This is a genomic window from Myxococcus guangdongensis, from assembly GCF_024198255.1.
In the GTDB taxonomy this organism is placed as follows: Bacteria; Myxococcota; Myxococcia; order Myxococcales; family Myxococcaceae; genus Myxococcus; species Myxococcus guangdongensis.
Window position 1 is genome coordinate 108,885 of record NZ_JAJVKW010000011.1, and the last position, 22,804, is coordinate 131,688.

General features: G+C 69.8%; 18 protein-coding genes. 7 read left to right on the forward strand and 11 right to left on the reverse strand.

The window, feature by feature from the left end:
• Positions 1-18: 18 nt before the first annotated feature.
• The 6 genes from LXT21_RS30075 to LXT21_RS30100 all read right to left on the reverse strand — a co-directional run bounded on the left by LXT21_RS30075 (position 19) and on the right by LXT21_RS30100 (position 6,094).
• Positions 19-714, reverse strand: coding sequence for a hypothetical protein (locus LXT21_RS30075; RefSeq protein WP_254041639.1), 696 nt, complete (start codon positions 712-714; stop codon positions 19-21).
• Between the two features lie 17 nt (positions 715-731).
• A complete protein-coding gene (locus tag LXT21_RS30080) occupies positions 732-1,043 on the reverse strand; it encodes a hypothetical protein (RefSeq protein WP_254041640.1) in 312 nt (103 codons plus the stop codon).
• A 1-nt stretch (position 1,044) separates the two neighbouring features.
• The gene (locus LXT21_RS30085; RefSeq protein WP_254041641.1) at positions 1,045-2,076 is read right to left on the reverse strand and encodes a pilus assembly protein; all 1,032 of its coding nucleotides are present in this window, start codon (positions 2,074-2,076) and stop codon (positions 1,045-1,047) included.
• On the reverse strand, positions 2,073-3,728 hold the full coding sequence (locus tag LXT21_RS30090; RefSeq protein ID WP_254041642.1) for a Tad domain-containing protein: 1,656 nt from the start codon (positions 3,726-3,728) through the stop codon (positions 2,073-2,075). The genes LXT21_RS30085 and LXT21_RS30090 overlap by 4 nt, the downstream gene beginning before the upstream one ends.
• Entirely contained in the window at positions 3,725-4,507 is a 783-nt protein-coding gene (locus tag LXT21_RS30095) for a TadE/TadG family type IV pilus assembly protein (RefSeq protein WP_254041643.1), read from the reverse strand. The genes LXT21_RS30090 and LXT21_RS30095 overlap by 4 nt, the downstream gene beginning before the upstream one ends.
• Before the next feature lie 153 nt (positions 4,508-4,660).
• On the reverse strand, positions 4,661-6,094 hold the full coding sequence (locus LXT21_RS30100; protein ID WP_254041644.1) for a sigma 54-interacting transcriptional regulator: 1,434 nt from the start codon (positions 6,092-6,094) through the stop codon (positions 4,661-4,663).
• Positions 6,095-6,173: 79 nt separating this feature from the next.
• Between LXT21_RS30100 and LXT21_RS30105 the strand changes: the two genes are divergently transcribed.
• Positions 6,174-7,175: an ATP-grasp domain-containing protein gene (locus LXT21_RS30105; RefSeq protein WP_254041645.1), complete on the forward strand. Its 1,002-nt coding sequence runs from the start codon at positions 6,174-6,176 to the stop codon at positions 7,173-7,175.
• A 162-nt stretch (positions 7,176-7,337) separates the two neighbouring features.
• The gene (locus LXT21_RS30110; protein ID WP_046710549.1) at positions 7,338-8,009 is read left to right on the forward strand and encodes a DsbA family oxidoreductase; all 672 of its coding nucleotides are present in this window, start codon (positions 7,338-7,340) and stop codon (positions 8,007-8,009) included.
• 64 nt (positions 8,010-8,073) lie between these two features.
• On the opposite strand, the gene LXT21_RS30115 is transcribed toward LXT21_RS30110, so the two are convergent.
• Complete coding sequence (locus LXT21_RS30115; protein ID WP_254041646.1) at positions 8,074-9,066, reverse strand: hypothetical protein; 993 nt, start codon at positions 9,064-9,066, stop codon at positions 8,074-8,076.
• 241 nt (positions 9,067-9,307) lie between these two features.
• On the opposite strand from LXT21_RS30115, the gene LXT21_RS30120 reads away from it, so the two are divergent.
• From LXT21_RS30120 to LXT21_RS30130, 3 genes are all read left to right on the forward strand, one after another.
• Entirely contained in the window at positions 9,308-10,627 is a 1,320-nt protein-coding gene (locus LXT21_RS30120; protein ID WP_254041647.1) for a hypothetical protein, read from the forward strand.
• Between the two features lie 503 nt (positions 10,628-11,130).
• Complete coding sequence (locus tag LXT21_RS30125; protein WP_254041648.1) at positions 11,131-11,886, forward strand: carboxypeptidase regulatory-like domain-containing protein; 756 nt, start codon at positions 11,131-11,133, stop codon at positions 11,884-11,886.
• Between the two features lie 210 nt (positions 11,887-12,096).
• The gene (locus LXT21_RS30130; RefSeq protein WP_254041649.1) at positions 12,097-14,490 is read left to right on the forward strand and encodes a sensor histidine kinase; all 2,394 of its coding nucleotides are present in this window, start codon (positions 12,097-12,099) and stop codon (positions 14,488-14,490) included.
• A 3-nt stretch (positions 14,491-14,493) separates the two neighbouring features.
• On the opposite strand, the gene LXT21_RS30135 is transcribed toward LXT21_RS30130, so the two are convergent.
• Together LXT21_RS30135 and LXT21_RS30140 are read right to left on the reverse strand one after the other, a co-directional pair.
• The gene (locus LXT21_RS30135) at positions 14,494-15,576 is read right to left on the reverse strand and encodes a TolB family protein (protein ID WP_254041650.1); all 1,083 of its coding nucleotides are present in this window, start codon (positions 15,574-15,576) and stop codon (positions 14,494-14,496) included.
• Positions 15,577-15,601: 25 nt separating this feature from the next.
• On the reverse strand, positions 15,602-17,230 hold the full coding sequence (locus LXT21_RS30140; RefSeq protein WP_254041651.1) for a golvesin C-terminal-like domain-containing protein: 1,629 nt from the start codon (positions 17,228-17,230) through the stop codon (positions 15,602-15,604).
• 453 nt (positions 17,231-17,683) lie between these two features.
• Here LXT21_RS30140 and LXT21_RS30145 point away from each other — a divergent pair, with 453 nt between their 5' ends.
• Positions 17,684-18,421, forward strand: a complete 738-nt coding sequence (locus tag LXT21_RS30145) for a metallophosphoesterase (RefSeq protein ID WP_254041652.1) — start codon at positions 17,684-17,686, stop codon at positions 18,419-18,421.
• A 63-nt stretch (positions 18,422-18,484) separates the two neighbouring features.
• A complete protein-coding gene (locus tag LXT21_RS30150) occupies positions 18,485-19,066 on the forward strand; it encodes a TIGR02265 family protein (protein WP_254041653.1) in 582 nt (193 codons plus the stop codon).
• Here the strand turns inward: LXT21_RS30150 and LXT21_RS30155 are convergent, their stop codons facing one another.
• Complete coding sequence (locus LXT21_RS30155) at positions 19,067-20,089, reverse strand: hotdog family protein (protein WP_254041654.1); 1,023 nt, start codon at positions 20,087-20,089, stop codon at positions 19,067-19,069.
• A gap of 586 nt (positions 20,090-20,675) precedes the next feature.
• Positions 20,676-22,622, reverse strand: coding sequence for a potassium transporter Kup (locus LXT21_RS30160; protein WP_407667070.1), 1,947 nt, complete (start codon positions 22,620-22,622; stop codon positions 20,676-20,678).
• Positions 22,623-22,804 lie beyond the last annotated feature (182 nt).

Consider the following 22,804-nt stretch of genomic DNA (forward strand, 5'->3'; position numbering starts at 1 on the left):
CACGCTCGGTGCAAGGCTTCAATCACCGGCCGGCTTCGGCGCCTCCTCGGGCGCGACACCCCGTCGCACGACGACGACGGACACCTTGCCCTCCTTGGCGGGATTGACCCGGACGTGCAGCTCGTCCTGCGACGAGCGGAAGAGCATCGGCTCCACCTCCTCGAAGCCCGCCTGCGCCAGCTCGTTGCGGTAGTAGACCTCCACGTCCAACGCCCTGGCGCTCACCGAGTAGACGAGCGTGCGCGCCCCCTCCATCTCCGACTGCATCAGCCCCGAGCCCCCCGGGTACACCGGGGCCACGTTGGACTGGACGCGCGGCGCCTTGGACAAGTCCGCCTGCCCCAGGAACACCGTCGTCGTGCCGTCCGGGTTGGGCTGCACGATGGCCGTGTATGAGATGAACTCGCGCGTATCGATGGCGGTGATCATCGGCTCGCGGAGCAGCTGCGGCTGACGCGAGGCCGGGGGCACGTGCAGCCCCCAGACGAGGAAGCGGTCCACGAGCGAGCGCAGGATGACCTCCGGCCGCTCCTTGCTGCGCACCGCCGTCATCTTCACGGGGATGCCGCTGGCGAGCACCGGCGCGGAGACGTCCACCACGCCCACCACGCCCGGCACCTCCCACTTGAAGGGCGTGCGCTGCGCGGCCGCGACACCGGACGCCAGCACCACTCCCAACACCGCGCATCGAAGCCAGCTCTTCGCGTGTGTCATCACTCGCTCCGCCGCGACTAGCGCACGCGCCCGCTCTTGCCCTTGCGCGGCGTCTCGATGCCCTCCGGGTCCACGCAGCGCTCCGAGCACTCGGAGAACTTCTTCTCCTGCTTCTCCTGACAGCGCGCCATGCAGGACTGGAAGGGCCCGGGCCGGGTCGGGTCGCTCGAGGGCGAGGGACACTTGTCGATGCACGAGCGCATCATCTCGTCCGCCTTGGTGGTGCAAGCGGAGCTGCACTGATTGCCATCCGCCCGCGCCGCGCCGGCCGTCAGCACGGCGACGAGGACGAAGGCACCACGGGTCCAAGAGAGGAGTCCTCGCGTCATCTCAATCACAATCCCTTCCGAGGAAGCAGGCGCCGTTGCCGAAGCGCTGCGCGTGCGCCAGGCTGTACGGGAACGTCGTGAGCCCGATGTAGGAGCCGGGCGAGGTGGGCCAGAGGCGGGAGATGGGGTCCATGGGCGGGGGCGTCTGGACGAAGTTGATGACGTCCTCACCCGCGGCGCTCATCCAGAAGGTGTGCTCCTTCATGCCCAGGCCCACCATGGCGAGCGCCGTCATCGGCAGCGGGTTCCAGAACAGCGTGGCCTCCGCCAGGTTGCTCGCCGACGCCTGGATGGGCAGCGTCGTGGGCGCGTAGGTGGACCACGCCGCCGCGTGGAAGGGCACGTTGGTGCAGGGGATGAGCTGGTCCTGCATGAGGATGTTGCACGTGGCGGACTCCAGCGCCCCGGCCAGCCCCCAGTCGTCCACGAGCATGGAGAAGCGGCCCTGGCACGCGCCGCCCACCGCGCGCCCCACCGCGCAGACCTGGAGATTGGCGAGCGAGTCGTCCATGTTCTGCTTCTGGTAGAGCGCGCCGTCATCGGGCCCATCCAGGAACGAGCGCGGGAAGCGCCACGCGCTCAACGTGGCCGAAGCACTGCACGAGGTGCCGCCGTTGTCCCGGTAGACCAGGCGCGTGGCGATGGCGCCCGCCCAGCCCACGCCCACGCCCATGTCGCAGCCCACCCGCATGTTGGTGCCCCGGGTGAAGGCCATGGTGACGCGGCCCCCGCCCGGCGTGTTGGACAGGCCCTTGAAGTCCGAGTAGCGCTCCTGCGCGCTCGCGGCGGCGTCCCGCATGGAGCTGCCGGCCTGGTTGTACGTGACGGGGATGTTGTGCATCTGCCCGTGCGTGCCATCCCACAGCGCGGAGACCGCGGCCTCCTGCACCTTCAGCGACAGGAAGCCCACCTCCGCGAAGTGGATGCCGAAGGCGACGATGGTGACGAACAACGTGACGCCGATGGCGGCCTCCAGCAGGGCCTGCCCCCGGGGCGCGCGGTTCCTCGTGCGACGTGCGAGACGAGCGTTCATCGCTGGAGCCCCTTGAAGCCCGCGTTGCGCAGCTCGCGGAAGGTCTGTGCGGCGACCGGAGCGCTCAAATCGAGCGTCCTGATGGCATCCCCCACCCCGTCCTCTTCCACATCCACAGCGACGAGCGTGGCGCGCCAGTAGGGGTTGAGCAGGTTGGGGGGCTCGCTCCAGTGGTGGAAGCCCAGGCTCTGCCCGCGGTGGTAGTAGGCGATGCCCGTGGACAACGCCGTCTGCGTGTTGTTGGGCGTGCCGTCCGCCAGGTTGAAGCTGCGGGCGTCGTACACGTTGCCCCCGCCGCCGGACTCGAAGCGGTAGCGGAAGGACAAGTCCCACGGGTCCAGCCTGCGCGCCATCAGGTCGCGCTGCACGACGGCGAAGTTCTTCGGCTGCCCGTAGTTGTTGTCGTCGTCGTTGATGCGCACGAGGTTGTAGTCGAGGAACGGCGGCCAGATGCCCGGGCACGACGAGGGCCCGCCCAGACACGGCACCAGCATGTGGTTGAACGGTCCTCCCGGATCACGTCCTCCCGTCCAGGTGTGCTCGGGGCGGGGCATGATGCCGCCGGACGTCACCAGCGAAGCCTTGGTGGACTGCACCCCCGCGACGCTCGCGGGACAAGCCACCGGGTTTCCACCGTGCAGCAGGTGGTCGTACATCCAACCGATGCGGCCCGTGTCGTCGCCCGTGAGCGCCGGCGCATAGGGAGGCAGGAGCGGCATCTTCCGGCCCGGCTTGCCGAAGTACGTGGTGCCGTTGGTGTCCGGCATCACCACCACCTCGTCGGGGAACCAGATGACGAAGTCCAGGTTGGCCTGGTGCGCGGTGTAGTCGCCCAGCCGCCACTGCCGGTGGGTGACGAAGTGGAAGCCCCGGCTGCCCATGGCCGCGTTGACGGCGTGCGCGACGGTGAGCGGCAAATCACAGACGGCGCCATCGCCCGTGCAGGCGATGCCACCCGAGAGCTCGTTCTCGTTGACGCTGCCCACGTCCGGCACGCGCCAGGCGGCGTCCTGCGGGTTGCGTCCGCGCCCCACCACGTTGCCGAGGATGCGGTTGGCGAAGGCCTGGTCGTCCACCGCGTCGCGCAGCTCCTGGTAGTTCTGCTGCTGGGCCGCGTAGAAGACGCCCTGGGCAATCTGGTGCGACAGCATCTGCAGGTTGACCATGGGCTCCATGGACTGGAACACGGCCTCCACGCGGGTCTGCTCCATGCGCAGCTGCATCTGGAGCATGCTCAGGTCCGACACGCCCTTCCTGCCGCAGCGGCACTTCTGTCGACACCAGGAGCTCTTGGGCGCGCAGGGACAGCCCGTCGCCTGGGCCAGCTGGTAGGGCTTCTTGCCGATGCCGAAGCCCGTGTTCGCGGCGTTGAGCTGCGCGCGGTAGAGGCTGGCCCAGCTCACCAGGCTGGTGGCGCCCGCCTGCGCCACCGCGTGGCCAATCTGCGCGCGGTTGATGACCGCGATGTTGTTGAAGGTGCGCGCGGTGGCCACGGCGTTGGAGTACGCGGCCGCGTCCGACACCGTCTGCAGCTCGATGCGCTCGCGCACCTTCATGGAGAAGGAGAGCGTCAGGCTCACCATCAGCACCATGAGCAGCGTGCCCAGCACGAACAGCACCATCGTCTGACCACGGAAGTGGGCGCGTGTCATCGGGGGCAATCCATGGTGGCGAAGTGGCGCCGCTTGGCGGGCGTCAGCATCCGCATGGTGAAGCTGGTCTCGATGGGGAACACGTACTCCTGGCGGGCCACGCGCGCGGCCAGCTCCGAGCGCACGTCCGCGGCCAGCTGGATGGGCGAGGTGAACTCACCCTGGTTCCAATTCGCGTTCGCCTCCGCGGGCATCAGCGGGTTGGCCGCCGTGTAGTCCTCGATGCCCGCCTGCGCCATGAACATGCGCGACATCACCCAGTTCGCGAACGGGATGCGCATCGGGTACCAGAAGACCATCTGGACCTCCAGGCGCCGCAGGTGCCCCGGGTCGTCGAACGCGCGGTCCTGCGGCCCGTCGATGCCGCCCCCCACCAGCGCGCGGTTGATCCACACGATGCTGCCGCGGTGCACGCCGTCCAGGCCGCTGCGGTAGCGGTTGCCTCGCCGCGCCGCGAAGGCCGCCGCCAGCCGCGCCGGCGCGCCGCCGCCTCCGCCATGCCGCACCTCGTCCGTCGCGCTCGACAGACCCAGGAACGAATGGAACGAGGGGATCAACGCGAGGATGGCCGCGTGCGTCATCCGCTCGCATTCGCCATGCGCGATGCTGCCCGCACGGGTGGCCTGAAACGCCGCGTAGTGCGCCAACACGCGCGCCTGCAGCATCAGGAATAACTGCAGCGTGCCCAGCAACAAGAACACGACCAATGGAAGCGTGAGGGCCGCCTCCACCATCGCCTGTCCTGACTGGCCACCATTCCCTCGGGGGTAGGAATTCATGGCAGCACGCAGTTTCCCGGGAGATCTCCCCGGGAGGACATACGTCAACTTGCCCGTGGGGGCCGGATGTCTGTCAGTGGGCGCTACAGACTGAGCACGTCATGTCTCATGTCTGTCACATGCACTGAGGGGCGGGTGAAAACACCCCCAGGGTCAGCGCGGCTTCATGCCCTTGGTGTCGAGCTGATACTTCTTCACCAGCCGCTCGATGGACTTCCTGTGCAGGCCGCTCTCGCGCGCGGCCCGGGAGAGGTTCCCCTCGCAGCGCGTCAACACGCTGGTGACGTACTCGCGCTCGAAGTTCTCCAGCAGCTGCTCCTTGGCGTCCTTGAAGGACAGGTGCTCGTTGAACGGCAGCGGCCCTTCCCGCGCCTGACCCCGCACCCGCGGAGGAAGGCTCACTGGCTGTATTTCTTCACCCTCGCTGAACGTCAATACATGCGACAGGACGTTCATGAGCTCGCGGACGTTGCCGGGCCAGGGGTAGGCCATGAGCAGGCCCATGGCCTCGGCGGAGAAGCGCTTCTTGCCGTGCTTCTGGACGACGTCGGGCGCGGCGAGGGCCTCCTTGACGATGAGGGGGATGTCGTCGCGGCGCTGGCGCAGCGGGGGCAGCTGGATGGTGATGACGGAGAGGCGGAAGTACAGGTCCTCGCGGAAGTTGCCGGCCTGTATCTCCTTCATGAGGTCGCGGTTGGTGGCGGCGATGACGCGGCAGCTCACCTCGATGACGTCGTTGCCGCCCACGCGGCGCACCTCGTGGTTCTCCAGCACGCGCAAGAGCTTGGGCTGAAGGTCCAGGCGCAATTCGCCCAGCTCGTCCAGGAAGATGGTGCCGCCGTGCGCGCGCTCGAACGCGCCGGGCCTTCCGCTCACCGCGCCGGTGAAGGCGCCCTTCTCGTGACCGAACAGCTCGCTCTCGATGAGGTTGGGGGGAATCGCGCCGCAGTCGAGCACCTCCATGGGGGACTTGTTGCGGCCCGACAGCTCGTGGATGGCGCGGGCGACCAGTTCCTTGCCGGTGCCCGTCTCGCCCTGGATGATGACGGACACGTCGAGCGGGGCGATCTTCTTGATGAGCCCGAATATCTGGCGCATCTTCATGCTCTGGCCGACCATGCCGCACAGCTCACCGTCGCGGTCCGGCTCGACGGTGACCTCCTCATCGAGCGGCGCGAAGGTGAGCACCGACGAGCCCGCGCGAATCTGCGAGCCCGGTGACAGGTAGGCGCGCTCGATTCTGCGCCCGTCCAGGAACGTGCCGTTGGTGGAGCCCAGGTCCACGAGCAGGTAGCCGCGCTCGGTGAACTGGATTTCGAAGTGGTGACGGCTGGCGGTGCGGTCCTCCACCAGAATCAGGTCGTTGCCCGGGTGCGCGCCGCAGCGCAGCCGCTCCTTGTCGCTCACCACCGAGCGGCCCGTGTCCGGCCCGGCGGTCACCGCCAGCCGGCACTTGTGGAGCTTCACCGTGGTGCGCGGGTCCACCACGAGCGTCTCTCCCAACAACGGGGAGTGGGCGAGGTCTAACCCGGCGGCATCTCCGGGGCTGGTGTGGATGTCGTCGGGATGCGGATCTGTCGCGCTCATCTGTCACGGGAGGATAGCAAACGCGCCCCCCGCAGCCGCCTGTGTCCTCGGGTACGTGCTACGCTCGATTGCTCCGCCCATGTCTCCCCGAAAAATCCAGCAGAAGAAGGCCCCGGCCATGCCTGGGTCCAAGGCACCCGAGCATCCCGCGCCGCGTCGAGTCCGCGTGAAGAAGACGGTGGCCATCCTGTCCCGGAAGCGTTCGCTGTACTCCACCCGACGTCTGGTGGCGGCCATCCGGGAGCGGGGACACCGCCCGCTGGTGCTGGACACGTTGCGTTGCTGCCTGCTGCTCGCGCAGGGCACGCCGCGCATGACGTACCGCGGTGTGGAGATGCGCGGCGTGGACGTGGTGGTGCCGCGCATCGGCGCGTCCATCACCGCCTACGGGCTGGCGGTGGTGAACCACTTCGAGATGATGGGGGTGCCGGTGCTCAACCCGCAGACCTCCATCGCGCGCAGCCGGGACAAGCTGCGCGCGCTGCAGTTCCTGTCGCGTTCCGGACTGGACATCCCGCGCACGGTGATGGCGCACGACCGCAGCAACGTGCGCAAGCTGGTGGAGGAGGTGGGTGGGCTGCCCGTCATCATCAAGCTCATCAAGGGCACCCAGGGCGTGGGCGTGATGATTGCGCACACGTTGCCGGAGGTGCAGACCATCCTGGATACGTTCTGGGAGCTGGGGCAGGAAATCGTGCTCCAGGAGTTCGTCGCGGAGAGCGAGGGCCGGGACGTGCGGGCCCTGGTGGTGGGCCAGCGCGTGGTGGGGGCGATGCGGCGGCGCGCGAAGAAGGGCGAGTTCCGCTCCAACATCCACCGCGGCGGCGAGGGGCAGGCAATCGAGCTTCCGGCGGCATACACGGAAGCGGCCGTGCGGGCCGCGAGCATCATCGGCCTGGAGGTGGCGGGCGTGGACATGCTGGAGGGCCACGCCGGACCGCGGCTGATGGAGATCAACTCCAGCCCCGGTTTCGAAGGGTTGGAGAAGGCGACGGGCCGCGACATCGCGGGAGAAATCATCGAGCACGCGCTGACTTACGCGGCGGCGAAGTCGGGTGTCCTGCGGATGACCGGCGAGTAGTGGACGCGGGTGTTCGAGACTGCTCGCATGCCCTGAAGCAGGCGAGCAGCCGGGGCCGCAGGTACCTTGCATGCTCCACAGGAACACAGGAATGCCTTCACGGCCCGGTTGTCATGGGGAGTTGGCAGCGGCGCGGCGTGGCCTCTAATCTGGCGGCCCCCCATGAAAACGCTGCACAAGCCGCTGCAGGTTACCGTCTACCAGGACGTGCTCTGTGCCTGGTGCTATCTCGCCGACCTGCGCCTGGATGTATTGCGCCAGGAGTTTGGCGACGCCGTCCGCTGGAGCGTGAGGCCCTATCCTCTGCGCGTTCACGACGTGCTTCCCACGGAGCGCGAGAAGCGCGGGCTCGTGGAAGAAGTGCAGCGTGCGCAGCGAGAGTCGGACCTGACCGCGCCACTGCTCTCCACGGACCTGTGGCTGGGCGGAGACCCGCCGCGCAGCAGCGTGCCGGCGCTGGCGGCGCTGGAGGCCGCGCGGCTGCAGGGACCGAACGCGCGGATGTTCCTCGCGCGGGCGATGCAGCGCGCGGCGCTGGAGCAGGGCGTCAACGTGTCGCGGCCGGACGTGGTGTTCGAGCTGGCGTCGCGCGTGGGCCTGGCGATGAACGAGTTCTCCGCCGCCTTCCGCTCCGAGGAGACGCGCCGGCTCATCCTGGATGAGCACCGCGACGCGGCCGGGCGCGGAGTGCGCGGCGTGCCCACGCTGGTCATCGGCGGACGCTGGATGTTGTGCGGACTGCGCGAGCTGTCCGAGTACCGCGAGCACATCCTGGCCTGCATGGGCCGGGTGGCCGTGCCGCGCTCGGGCTCTTCCGAGCGCCTGGTGCACTGAAGGACGACGCCGTCACCGGGGCCCGCCGTACCGCGCGGGCCCCGTGGGCTTCAAGTCCTCCGACTCAGCCGAAGCGCTCCTGGCGTCCGCCGCGGCTGATGGCCAGGTAGAGGCCGGCGAGCAGCAGCTGGAAGAGGCCCATGGCGGGCAGCGCGGGCAGACAGCACAGGATGAAGCCCAACCCCACGATGAAGCCGCCCAGCATCAGGACGCCGAGGATGGAGAGCCGGAAGCCCTTCGCGTGGGTGTAGGCCAGGCGCATGGTCTCGAGCGCGGTGGGGTTCTCCTGGTCCGCCAGCGCGGGCTGGACGAGGACCAACGGGAGCATCAGCCACATGCCCGGGCCCAGGTAGAGCACCGCGGACACGAGCGCCATCATGCCGATGATGCCGGGCGACATGCCGCGCATCGCGCCTTCGAACTCGTAGAGGGAGTTCAGCTCGGACAGCGAGACGCCCGTGCCGACGACGAAGATGGCCACCACGATGCCGAACCCGACGAGCAGCAGCGGCAGCACCAGCGCGAACGTCAGCAGCATCGTGAGCAGGTAGGTGCCCAGCTTGGAGAACTGGGAGAACACGCGCGACAGGTCCGCGCGCTGCCCCTGGAGCACGTCCATGGCCATGCGCAGGAAGCCCAGCGTCACCGCGCCCTGAATCACCCACGTGAGCGCGACGCCCACCAGCGTGGTCATGACCATGGCGACCACGCTGTCGGTGGCGGCGCCGATGAACGAGAACATCTGGGACAGGAGGTTGCCGCCCATGGAGGCGGCGAAGACGAGCAGCGCGCCGACGCTGAGCATCACCCACTCGCGCTTGAACGCGTCCAGGCACACGTCGAACAGACGGCTGAAGGACCAGTTGTCCCGGTCCAACGGGAAGTCCCGGCCCAGGCCCTCGCGGGCGCGACAGGGAGGACAGTGCGACTGCGTGCCGCGCTCGCTGCACGTGTCACACATGAAGTTGCCGCAGCGCGTACAGGTCCGCTGCGCGAAGTCATCCGGGTGCAGCGGGCACGTCGCCCCCCTCGCCCTTCCGTAATCCGAATCCGACATGAGTGCCCTGCTCCTCGCGCGACGGGTCCGGATCACCCCGGCTCTCTCGACTCGCGCCGTCCTTCACTGAAGGACCTACACCAGCCAGCCCTGTGTTCACCAGGGCACAGGGGCGCTTAAGCAGGAGGCGGGCGGGCAGCAAGCGCGGGGGCGTGAATTTTCTCGGGGCCTGCCCGTCTGGAATTCCGTGGTCGCGAAGGGGGACTGGCTGCAGAGGCCCTTCGCGCGGGAGACTCGTCACATGCGCCGATTGCTCGCACTCGCCATCCCCCTGGCCCTGATGATGGGAACGGGTTGCTACGCCCACTATCACGGCCCCGCCGCGCGCCGCAGCGTGGTGGTGGAGTACAGCTACTCGGGCTACCACCCCGTTCCGGATGATGACGGTGGCGGCTGGTGCCCTTACGACCACGTGCACTCGCACGGCTACCGCCCGTCGACGACGTATTACACGTACGCCGACGACGTGTACTCCTACCGAGGCCCTTCGGTGGTCTGGTACTGGGACTTCCACGTCGACCCGCTGGGCGTCGCGTGCCACAACCATGGGCGGCACTCGCACGACTACTACCCCTCGTCGGGTCGGGCGTACCGCTGGGAGCGCAACCGCGGCTACGTGTACGACCGGACCCACGCGGCCTCCGCGGTCTACAGCTACACGCGGCCCGGCTCGCGGCCGACGACGACGCGCAACTACACGCCTCGCGACAATGACCGTCCGCCTCCGGGTGGCACGGGCTGGGGCACGCAGCCTCCTCGCGGCGGCTCGCGCTACAACGACAACAACAACGGCGGGGGCTGGGGCAACAGCGGCGGCGGCAACAACAACGGCGGGGGCTACGGGCGGGACAACAACGGTGGCTCGCGTCCGGGACGGGGCCAGGGCCGGGACCGCGATGATGACCGTGGCAACAACGGCGGCGGCTGGGGCAACAGCGGCGGTGGCTACGGGAACAACGGCGGCGGCACGCCTCCGAGCGGCGGCAACTCCGGCGGTGGCTACGGGAACAACGGCGGCGGCACGCCTCCGAGCGGCGGCAACTCCGGCGGTGGCTACGGGAACAACGGCGGCGGCACGCCTCCGAGCGGTGGCAACTCCGGCGGCGGCTACGGGAACAGCGGTGGTGGCACGCCTCCGAGCGGTGGCAACTCCGGCGGTGGCTATGGTCGTGGCAGCCGCGACAACGACCGGGACGATGACCGCGACAACGACCGTGGGAACAGCGGCGGGCGTGGGAACAGCAGCGGTGGTTGGAGCACCGGTGGTGGGCGCGGCAGCAGCGGCTCGAGCAGCGGGAGCAGCAACAGCGGCTCGAGCAGCGGGAGCAGCGGCAGCAGCGGTGGTGGATGGAGCACCGGTGGTGGGCGCGGCAGCAGCGGCTCGAGCAGCGGGAGCAGCAACAGCGGCGGGAGCAGTGGCGGCGGCTGGAACACCGGTGGCGGGCGTGGCAGCAGCGGCTCGAGCAGCGGTGGCGGCCGGAGCTCTGGCGGTGGTTCCTCGGCGCCGAGTGGCCGCTCCGGCTCCTCTGGCTCCAAGAGCAGCGGTGGCGGCTGGCGCTGATTCATCGGGCGCGAGCGCGCCTCGGAGTTGATGGACCTGGCGGCGGGTGCTGGCTCACCGGCCGCGAGCGCCTCGGAGTCGCAGGACCTGGCGGCTGACATCGACTCACCGGCCGCGAGCGCCTCGGAGTCGCAGGACCTGGCGGCTGACATCGACTCACCGGCCGCGAGCGCCTCGGAGTCGCAGGACCTGGCGGCTGACACCGACTCACCGGCCGCGAGCGCCTCGGAGTTGATGGATTCAGGACACCGGGCCACGTCCCTCGTCCCTCTCGGACGGGTGGGCGGCCCGGTGTCTGCTTTTCAGGGTGGGGGCGAGTCGTCGAACAGGGGACGGAGAGCTCGGCGGTGGATTGCCGTGCGAAGAGGGCATGGAAATGTTGGCGAGCGATGAAGCGCCCTTTCCTTCTGACTTCTTGTGTACTGCTCGGGCTCGCGTCGTCCGCTTGTGGCTCTGGGGGCCCTGCCCCTGACCCAGGCTTCCAGACCGAGGATGCCGAGTCGGTGGACCTGGACAACCTCCGCATCCGCGTCAGCGGACGCGCGCGGGTCCTCCCCGAGGCCGAGCGATGGCTCGCCGCCCAGGGACAACCCACGCCCACGTTGGGCGGAGTCCCCATCGCCATCCAGGAGCCGCTCCGGGTGGCGGTGAATGACGACAACCCCACGTTCGGCACCGGCACGGTGGAGGGCGATGGCGCCTTCGCCGTGGAGGACGTCCCGGTTCGTGAAGTGCACCAAGGACTGGCGACGAGCCTGGAGGGCGCGGGGCTGGTGCGCACGCTCACGCCCGTCTACGACAGCGTCTTCACGGGAGCACGACCCCGCACGGACGTCATCGAGGCGAGCGTGTGGGCCCTGCCCGAGCCGTTCCACGACGCGCTGGGCACGGCCTTCGGTGAGCCCCTCCTGCGCGGGCTGACCAGTGACCGCGCCCGCACGTTGCGCGACGCGGGCTTCGTGCTGGGACGCGTCGTCGATGCGAGCGGGCAACCTCGCGCGGGCGTGCGCGTGGTGCCGGACCGGAGCGAGCTGGCCGAGCGCATCTTCTACCCGTCCGCGGACTTCAACAGCGTCGACCAGGTGGGCACGTCGTCGGATGGATTGTTCATCTACGTCCACACCGGCCTGGACGCGGAGACGTTCCGACTCGGCGTGGAGGGTGACGACACGTACGTGGCTCGCAACGCATCCGTCGCGCCCGGGTGGGGGTACGTGCTCAACGTCTACCCTGGCATCTACGCGCCCGCCGCGCCCTGACCGAGGGCACGTGCCTTGCGCACGACAGCGCTCGTGCACGGTGGCTCGGGCAGCCGAGCGTCCACCCTGCCCCGCCGTGCGACGCGGGGCTCTGACGCGATGTGCATCCATCTCCCGGACAGGTGCGTGAGGAACGAGTCGGCGGACCGACGCGTGTGACGTCATCGTCCACGCCTACCGCCACATCCGCGCGGCCCGGGGGGGGCGCCGATGCATCCGAATGGCGGGGGCCAGACCCGCAACCAGGGCATGGCCCACGCACTCGCCTGGGTCGCCGCGATGGTCGTCCTCCTGTTGGGGCTCGCCACCCTCACCGGCTGGCTGCTCTCGTCGCGCCCCCTCTGGCCCGAGGGCATCAGCAGGACCGTCACGGCCCCTCGCACCTGCGTCGCCCTGGTGCTCGGCGGCCTGGCCCTGGCGCTCCGGCTGCCTGCCCGCCCCTCCCTGGCGCATCGGAGACTGTCCACGCTCTGCGCCGCCGGCATGTGGCTCATCGGCTTCGTCAGCGTCGCGCAGGACGTGATGCCTCCCATGGGCCCCCTGGACGCGTTCTTCACCCGGGCGTCCGGCGTCCTCGACCTGCGCATCCGCCCCTCTCCCCTCACCGCCCCGTGCCTGCTCCTGCTGGGCACCGCGATGCTCCTCCCCGAGCGCGAGGGACCTCGACTGTCGTGGAACGACGCGCTCGTGATGGCGGCCGTGCTGGTCGCGCTGCTGGGCTTCAATGGCCTGCTGCTCGGGCCGCTGGTCGGCGAAGCCGGAGAGACCTTCCCCGCCCACCGCACCATGGGCCTCTACACCTCCATCGCCGTGCTGCTCCTGGGCGTGGGCGTGCCCTGCTCACGGCCCGAGCGAGGGCTGGCGGAGCGGCTCACCCGGGACACCTTCGGCGGCTTCCTCGCACGGAGGATGGTGCCCCTGGCCTTGCTCGGCCCCACCCTGCTGGGCGCGTGCCTGGCCCTGCTCCATCTGGCGGGACTGCTCGGACGCGAAGCGAAGCTCCCCCTCTTCGCCACGCTCCTCAGCGCGGGCGGCGCGGTGCTCGTGCTGCTGGTGGCGCGCGCGCTGGAGATGCTCGAGGCGGGACAACGCCGCGCCACCGCCGCGCTGGCCGCCTCCGAGGCGCGCTACCGCGGCCTGCTGGAGACCACCCCCGAGCCCCTGCTCATGGTCGACGCGAGCGGGCGGATGCGCTTCGTCAACGCGGAGGCGGAGCGCGTGTTCGGCCACCCCCGCGAATCCCTGCTCGGACACGAAGTCGACGTGCTCGTGCCCGAGGGGCTCTTCAGCGGCCAACGCCTGGACGGGGACTCCACCGCGCGCGCCCTGCGTGGACGACGCGCGGATGGCACGCCGGTGGCGCTGGAAGCACGGTTTCGCAACGTGCACGGGCCTGAAGGACCCAGTCTGCTCGTCGTCCTGCGCGACGTCACCGAGCGCGAGCAGGCCACCGCCCGACTCCAGGCCGCACACGAAGAGGCGGAGGTGCAGCGGGGGCTCGTGCAAGCCGTGCTCAACCACGCCCCCGTGGGCGTGTTCTTCACGGACCCGACCCGGGACTCGCTGCTGATGGCCAACCCCTTCGCGCAGACGATGCTCGGCCCGCTGCCGGAGCACCCGCGGCGAGGCACCTACCTGGACCGGCTGAGACATCCCGACGGAAGCCCGCTCACGATGGAGGACCTGCCCTCCACTCGCGCCACCCGGACAGGCGAGGTCGTGGGCCCCGAGGAGCTGCTCATCACGCGACCCGATGGTGTGGCCACCCCCGTGCTCATCACCGCGGCGCCGGTGTTCGGCCCTCAGGGAGAGCCGCGCGGCGTGGTCGTCACCGGTCAGGACCTCACCACCCGGCACGAGCTGGAGCGCCTGCGCGAGGAGTACGTGAGCCTCATCTCGCATGACCTGCGCAATCCCCTGCAGGGCATCACGCTGCGCGCCAGCCTGCTCGCCCACGCGCTGAAGGAGCGCGGCATGTCGCGCGAGGAGTCCCTCACGCAGGCCATCCTCCACAACGTCGAGTGGATGAAGTCCATGATTGAAGAGCTGCTCGAGGGCTCGCGACTGGAGTCCCGCCGCGTGGAGCTGCGACGCGAGCCGACCGACGTGGCGCGCTTCCTCGACGGCGTGCTCGAACGCGACGTCCCGCCGGACCTGCGCGAGCGCTTCCTCCTGGAGGTCGCCGCGCCCGTGCCCCTCGCGTGGGTGGACACCGCGCGACTGGAGCGGGTGCTCACCAACCTGCTGGGCAACGCCGCCAAGTACAGCCCCGCCGGGCGCCCCATCCACGTGCGCGTGTCCACCTCACCGGAGGACCACGTCGTGGTGGCGGTGCGAGACGAAGGCCCGGGCCTGGCGCGCGAGGACGCCGAGCACGTCTTCGACAAGTACTACCGCACCCGTCAGGGCAGCGCGTCCGACACGCAGGGCCTGGGGCTGGGCCTCTACATCAGCCGGCTCATCATCGAAGCCCACGGCGGCCGCATCTGGGTGGAGAGCGAGCCGGGCCAGGGCTCCACCTTCTGCATCAGCCTGCCCACCACACCCCAGGGCCCCGAGCCCCATCCCCCCGAGGAGGGCGTGGGACCCAAGGGCCTGGAGTGAGCACTAGCGTCGCGCCACCCAGCGCGGCAGCCAGTCCGGCGCCTGGGCGGTGGTGAGCCGCGTCTGGCCGCTGCCATCGGCGCGCATCAGGTACACGTCCGTGTTCCCCTCGCGCTCCGACACGAAGGCCAGGTACTTCCCATCCGGGCTCCACGCCGGCATGTCGTCGCGCCGCTGACCGTCCGTCAGCGCCACCGGCACACCGCCCGCCACGGACACGCGCCACATGCGGCTCTTGCCGTCCGCCGCGCGGCTGACGTACACCAGCGTCTGGCCATCCGGACTGAAGGCCGGCTCGCGCTCGTCGCCGGAGAAGTGCTCACCCGACACCGCTCGCAGCTCCGAGCCATCCGGTCGCACCAGGTACAGCCGCTCCCGGTTCTCCCGGTCACTGACGAAGACGAGCCACTTCCCGTCCGGACTCCAGCCCGGGGAGCGGTCCTCGCGATGGAACGCGGTGAGGCGCCGCTCCGCCGTCCCGTCCGCCTTCGTCACGTAGATTTCCGGGTCGCCCTCGCGGCTGCACACGAAGGCCACCTCCTGACCGTCCGGTGAGATGGCGGGCTCGAAGCACCCCTGCTTCACCTGCGTCAGCCGCACCTCCGACGCACCCTCGCGCGGCTCCAGCCGCACCAGGTCGCTGAAGCCCTGCGCGTCCGACTCGGCCACCAGCCACGAGCCGTCCGGCGCCCAGCTCGCGTTGCGCGAGCGCGCCCTGGGCGCATGCAGCGGCAGCGCGTCTCCACCCGCGAGGGGCTGGATGCGCAGCTGCTGGAACTGCATCCCACCCTGCTCCCGCACCGCCACCACGAGCAGGGATTTTCCATCCGGGGCCACGGGACCTGGGTACTCGTCCTCGGGGCCCTTCGTGATTCGCGTCTCCGTCCCGTCAGGGCTCACCTGCCACACGTCCTTCTGACCCGCCCGCTCCGACAGGAAGACCACCGCGCCGGGGATGGCGCGCGCCTCCTCCTTCGACAGCGGCCCGGCGCCCGACGTCCCGCCACACCGGCCGGAACATCCGACGCCGAGCACGGCGAGCGCGGCGAGACTCCACCGCGCCCACCACGGCCAGGAACGCGGCATCCGTTCGAGGCCTCGCATCCTCACGTCACCGCACCCGGATGGCGTCCGCCATGACGACGTAGCCCTCGGTGGCCCAGCGGCTCAGCTGCACCGTGTTCCAGCCCGCGTTGAACGAGTACGTGCCCAGCGTGTTCCACGCCGCGCCGCCGGCCTGCTGGTTCGCCGTCACCGTGGCCTTGCCGCCCGCGTGGTTGATGATGAAGGGCGCTGCCGGGGAGCGGTTGGTGCCCGCCACCCACCACGCGTCGATGGTCTTCGTGCCGGCCGAGGCCAGGTAGAAGTTGAACACCACGGGCTCCGAGATGGGCTGCGTGGAGGCGAAGTAGTAGCCGCTGCCGTAGTAGCCGGCGCTGGTGCCGGACGACCACGTGGCGGGCACGTCCGCGCGCGCCTTCGTCGTGTCGTTGTTGGCGTTGTGGCTGTCCACGACGATGGTGCCCGTGGGCGTGCCGCCGTCACCGCAGTGGCTCTTGATCTTGCTGATGTAGCTGCTCCACGGCCAGTTCGGACCCGGGTCCGTGCGGGACGCGGGCTGGAGCTTGCCGTGCGCGACGATGTGGTAGCTGTCGCGGACGATGCCCTGGTCGGTGGAGATGTTGCAGGACAGCTTCGCGGAGGCGTCGATCTGCCCGGCCGGGAAGGACGTCTGGCTGGCGAAGCCGCCGTGCTCGATGCCCACCGAGAAGTGGTTCACCGACGTGCCCTGCAGACCGCAGTCCACCTTGCCGTTGAGGTTGCAGTCGTAGGACGCCCCCACGTGCCAGGCGCGGGCCGACTCGCGCACCAGCTGCGAAATCTCGCTGCCGCTCTCGTTGACCACGTAGTGCGCGGACACGCCCGCCGCGGAGTTCGTCAGCCAGCCCCAGCACCCGGCGTAGCCGCCCTCGCAGGTGTGGATGATGATCATCGACACGTTGGTGCCGGCCGGCCGCGCGTTGAAGTTGGGCGACTCGCGCCAGATGGAGCCCGAGTAGTCCGGGCCCGCCGCCATCGCCTGCATCTTCGGCAGCGCGAACTTCGCCTCCACCCGCGCGCCCTCGAGCGACACGGCCACCTTGCCCTCGGGCGTGAAGGCGCCCGCGCCGTCGCGCAGCGTGGCGTACACCTCGTTGTGGACGTAGTACGCCTGCACGTCCGGGTCGCTGATGTCCGTCAGCGCCACCGCCGCCGGAGCCCACGCGCCCAGGTCCTTCCGGTCGATGCCCGCCTCGGTGGCGTGCTGGGACAACAGCGCCGCGCCCGCGCGAAGGTTCGCCAGCGGCTCGCCGCGCACCTGGTCTTCCGTCACCCCAGCCAGCGCCGCGCCCCGGGTGACCTTGTCACCGCGCAGGGCCAGGAGGCCAAACGCCGCGGGACGGCCCTCGAACTCCTCCTCGCCCTTCACGTGCTCCCAGCGCGTCTCCGTGTAGGAGATGGCCTTGAGCAGGCTCACCGGGACGTCGAACTCACGGGCCGCCTGGGCGAACAGCGCGTCCAGCTCGCTCGGCGTGCGGCGCGCCTGGTCCGCGATGGCGCGGGCCGCGTCGTCCGCCGCGCCCGAAGGCACCTCGGTCGCGGGCGGGGCCTCCGGCGGCGGCGCCTCCTGCTGCGGACCACACGCAGAAAGGGCCAGGGCCGCGGCGGTGGCCGCGAACGTCTTACTCAACACATGCATGGGAGCTCCTCGAGAGGGGATCAGCAGCTCTGCGCTCCGCACCCGTCCTCGGGCGCGGCGGTGCGGCGTGCCCTGAGCACCAGGCGTGCCAACCCCGACTTCCCCGCTTTCAGCCTCCCAGCCCACGAGAACTGGAGCACGGATGCTCCAGCCCATACCTCCTGCCACTCCACGTCAGAACCCGAGTCAACATTTCAACCCGTTGAATTCACGGACACGCCCACAGAGGGCTACCCACCTGGAGCACCCAGAATGGCCGTCGGTGTCGCAGTGGCGTGTTTCGGGACAGGCATGACGTAAACTGACTTTACTCTTTTTCTGATGTCCCTCGTCTTTTCCCACGGGGTCGGATGGGGCCTCGTGAGGGGGGGGTGGGAGGCGCCCTGGCCGGTGGGGTGGGCGGCGGGCCGGGTTCCAGGCGCGGGAGACCACATCATCCGCTATGAGGGGGCCATGCGGCTTTTCGGTATCGGCGACACGCACCTGCCCTCGACGCGGAACAAGGACATGGAGCGCTTCGGGTGGATGGAGCACCCGCGGCCCCTGCAGCGCGCGTGGGACGAGAAGGTGCGGCCGGAGGACATCGTCATCGTCGCGGGGGACATCTCCTGGGCGACGCGGCCCCACGAAGTGATGGACGACCTGAAGTGGTTGGATGAGCGTCCGGGGCGCAAGCTCCTGGTGCGCGGCAACCACGACTACTGGTGGGGCGACTCGGCGTCGAAGCTGCGCAAGCTGCTCGAGCCGTTCAAGACGCTGGAGGCGTTCCTCCACAACAGCGCGGCGGTGATGGGGCCGTGGGTGATTGCCGGCACGCGGCTGTGGACGGCGCCCGAGGCCCCGCCGATGCCGGGCGGCGAGATGGGGGATGAGCCCATCGACCAGGGCTACGTGGAGCGCGAGACGCGCAGGCTCGCCACGTCCATCGAGGACGCGAAGAAGAAGGAGGCGGCCAGCCCCACGCCGCTGGTGCGCGTGGCCGCCGTGCACTTCCCGCCGCTGTACGCCAACGAGAAGGCCACCGCGTTCAGCGACCCCATCGAGGCGTTCAAGCCGAAGGTGTGCGTGTACGGCCACCTGCACTCGACGGGCATCCCCGCGGGCTTCACCGGCGAGCGCGCCGGCGTGCGCTACGTGCTGGCGTCGTGCGACGCGGCGGGATTCTCGCCCATGCTGCTCGACGAGGTGTGAGGCTAAGCTCCACCGTTCACCGTCCGTACATCCAGGTCCCGTCACCGAGGCAGGAGTGGAGCGATGCCGTCCAACAAGTCGGAGCTCGCCGCGCGACTGGCGGCCACGCAGCCCGGCGACGCGGTGCGAGGGCTGTTCTTCAAGGCGGTGTTCAGCCTGGTCCAGCAGAGGGCGGGGCTGGCCGCGCTGGAGCAGGTGCGCGCGGGGGTGCTGGCCAAGGACTACTCGGACCTGCGCACCTACCCGGTGCAGGAGTTCCTGAACCTGCTCTACCTGGCGGCGGACGCGCTCGAGGAGCCGATGGGCTCCGAGGAGGCCGTGTACCACGCGTGTGGTGAGTCCAACGTCACGCGCTACTCCACGGGACCGGGGATGCTCATCTTCGGCATCATCTCCCGCGGAGACCCGCAGAAGCTCTTCTCCGGAGCGCAGATGGGCTACAGCGCGGCCGTCACGTACGGCACCCGCGAGTACGTCACCACGGGGCCCAAGTCCGGCACCCTGCGCGTGCGTCGGGACATGCTGCCCCCCGCGTACCACGAGGGCATCCTCACCGGCGCATTGAAGGTGTTGGGATTGAAGGGCACGGCGAAGGCCCATCCGCAGGGCATCGACCGCGTCGACTACGACATCACCTGGGAGTGACTACTCCACGCGCTCGTAGGTGACGTCCAGCTCCGCCACGACGCGCTCGCCCACCGAGGCCTGGCAGGAGAAGACGTGGTTGGCGCCATCGCGCGACTGGCGGTGCGCGCCGAACACCACCGTCTGGCCCGCGTACGCCAGGCTGTCCGCCTTCAGGCGCACGTCCTTGGCCAGCACCCGCGCCCACGGCGCGCCCTCGAGCTTGCGCAGCAGCGTCGTCGCCACGCGCGTCATGCCGCTCGCGACGATCGCCACCGGCATCACCGGGTGCAGGGCGAAGTGGCCCTTGCACATCTCCGGGGTGACGGGACCCAGCGACGCGGTGAGGCTCTCACCGTCCGGGCGCCAGTCGCGCAGGGCCAGCGCCTTGCCGTACGGGTTGGAGCGCAGGCGGGCCCACTCCTCGGGGGTGCGCTGGATGCCGTCGTCGCGGCGCGGCTCGCGGCGCATGTCCTGGCGCGCCTCGCCGAACAGGCGGGTGAAGGCGGCGGCGGACAGCACGTTGTAGTCCACCTCCAGGCGGAACACCGGGGTGCCGTCCGGCGCGGACAGGAGCGTGCGCGCCGTGGCGGTGCGCTTGCCGGTGAGGCTCGCCTGCGCCAGGCCCCAGAGCAGGTCCGTGGAGCGCGCCATCGGCTCGCGGCGCAGCCACTCACCGCGCGCGCCGCACGCCAGGTAGAAGTGCTGCCCGTCCTTGGGCGCCACCAGCGCGGACGCGCACGAGCCCAGGATGGCCAGGTGACGGCCCGCCTCCGCGATGCCGATGAGGCCCGCTTCCGCGTCCGGGTCCTGCTGCACCGGGATGCGCGCCACCACCTCGCCCTTGCCCATCACCGTCACGTCCTTCAGCGCGAAGTACGGGTCGCGGACGCAGATGCGCGGGTACAGCTCCTGCGCGCTCAGCACCGTGTGCGGGGCCAGGTTCGACCAGTCGCGCTGCGGGACGTCGTTCCAAGGCGTCGCGGAAGGGGCGCCGGAGGAGAGAGCGGAGGAGAGGATCGAAGCGGGGGCGACGTCGAGCATGGGGGATGACCTCAGTTCGGACACGGGGTTCTGCGCGACACCTGAAAGCACTGTAAACGAGGTGCCTTCCGTCAGTACAGGATTATTTCTGTCTGATGAAAATATTCTCGCCACAGCGTGCCGAATGTTGCCGGTGAGCGGTAATTTTCTGCCATGGAAGGAAGAAATCACCGCTTCACTGCACCAGGAGTGCGCCGAAGAGCCCCCCACACCCACACCCAACGCGTAGCGTCAACGCGCTGACTGGGGTGAGCAGCACCCCATTATCGGGACGAGTCGGCCCGTGTTTCCGGAGAGTTACACCGTCACTGAGCGCCCAGACGCAGTGCGTCTTTTCCGACCCCCAAGCGGAAGTGATGCCAACGGCGGAGGATTACAGCCCTGGCGGTGATTCCTGGAACACAGACGCGGATTCCAGGAGCGGCGTCACGCCGGTTTCACGCGGGCGGACGCAACCGGATGGGGGGCACCCGCATCGGCCCGGGAATTTCGGGGGAATTCACCGGGGGATTTCCACCGGGCGGGAGGGGCCACACCGGGGCGCGCGGGTGAAGGGCGCGCCCCGGGGCCTGCCTCGGGCCGGGTGCTACAGCTCGACCTGGCTTCCCAGCTCCACCACGCGGTTGGGCGGAATCCGGAAGTAGGCGGTGGCGCTGCGGGCGTTGCGGCTCATCCAGGAGAAGAGCGCCTCGCGCCACATGGCCATGCCGGGCTTCTTGGAGGGAATCAGCGTCTCGCGGCCCAGGAAGAAGCTGGTGCCCATGAGCTGGAACTGGAGCCCCTTCTCCCGGCAGCGCTTGAGCACGTCGGGGATGCTGGGGTTCTCGGTGAAGCCGTAGGTGGCCACCACGCGGACGAAGCCCTGCTCCAGGGGCTCCACCTCCACGCGCTCCTCGGCGGGGACGTGGGGGACGTCCTCCGTCTGTATCGTCAGCAGCACCACCTGCTCGTGCAGCACCTTGTTGTGCTTGAGGTTGTGCAGCAGCGCGGGGGGCGTGCCCTCGGCGTTGCCCGTCATGAAGATGGCGGTGCCCGGCACGCGCACGGGCGGGTGGTCGCCGAAGCTGCCGAGCAGCTCCTTCAGGGGGATGCTCGAGGCGCGCAGCTTGGCGGCGAGGATGTCGCGGCCGCGCTTCCACGTGGTCATCAGGGTGAAGATGACGACGGCGAGCAGCAGTGGGAACCAGCCGCCATCCGCCACCTTCATCGCGTTGGCGCTGAAGAAGGCCAGCTCCACCGTGAGGAACAGGCCCGCCACGGGCAGGGCCAGCGCGCGGCTGACACCCCAGCGCTCGCGGGCGACGACGTAGGCCATGACGGAGGTGATGAGCATCGTCGTGGACACGGCGATGCCATACGCGGACGCCAGCGCGCTCGAGGAGCGGAACGTCAGCACCAGCGTGAAGACGCCCACCATCAGCGCCCAGTTGATGCCCGGCAGATAAATCTGGCCCATCTCCTCCGCCGAGGTGTGCACCACCTCCATGCGGGGGCTGTAGCCCAGCTGCATCGCCTGGCGCGTCAGCGAGAAGGCGCCGGAGATGAGCGCCTGGGAGGCGATGACGCCCGCCACCGCCGACAGGAGCACCAGGGGATACAAGAGCCACGAGGGCGCCAGCAGGTAGAAGGGGTTTCGCGCCGCGCTCGCGTCGCGCAAGAGCAGCGCGCCCTGGCCCAGGTAGTTGAGCATCAGGGCCGGCAGCACGCCGCAGAACCAGGCCCAGCGGATGGGCTTCCAGCCGAAGTGGCCCATGTCCGCGTAGAGCGCCTCGCAGCCCGTGACGACGAGGAACACGCCGCCCATGACCAGGAAGCCGTGCCAGCCGCTGTGCACGAAGAGCATCACCCCGTGCACGGGTGACAGCGCGCCCAGCACCGCGGGGTTGTGCACCAGCTCCTTCACCCCCAGCGCCGCCAGCGTGAGGAACCACACGCACATCACCGGGCCGAACACCGCGCCGATGCCCGCCGTCCCGTGGCGCTGGACGAAGAAGACAAGCGCCAGGATGGCCAGGGTGATGGGCACGACGAAGGGCTCGAACACGGGCGTGGCCACGCCCAGGCCCTCCACCGCGCTGAGCACCGTCATCGCCGGGGTGATGATGCCGTCTCCATAGAGGAGCGCCGCGCCGAAGATGCCCAGGGTGATGAGCACCGGGCGGTTCAGGTGCGTCTGTCCCTTCTGCCGCTGCATCACCAGCGCCATCAGCGCCAGGATGCCGCCCTCGCCCCGGTTGTCCGCCCGCATCACGAAGATGAGGTACTTCACCGAGACGATGATGAGCAGGGACCAGAAGATGAGCGACAGCACCCCGAGGACATTCTCCGGCGTGGGGTGGATGCCGTGCGGGCCGGTGAAACACTCGCGCAACGCGTAGAGGGGGCTCGTCCCGATGTCGCCGTAGACGATGCCCAGGGCCCCGAGGGCCAGGAGCGCCGTGCGCTTGAAGGTGTCGGGGCCTTCCCGAACCTCCTCGCCGCCCGGTACTCCGGTGGTGGTGGCTTTCACGCGCCCCCCTTTAGCCGAACCCACGTCGGTAGCAACTCACCCGGGGACCGGCCTCGTGGATTCCGACGCCCAGGTGCGCCCATGTGCGAGCAGGTAGCCCCAGGCTGGCCTCGTCCGTCGGTCCGCGACGGAGCGGGCGTCCGGAACGAACAGTCAGAGGGGGGCGTATGTTGATTGGCCATGAAGGAAGGCCCGGGGGCCTCGGG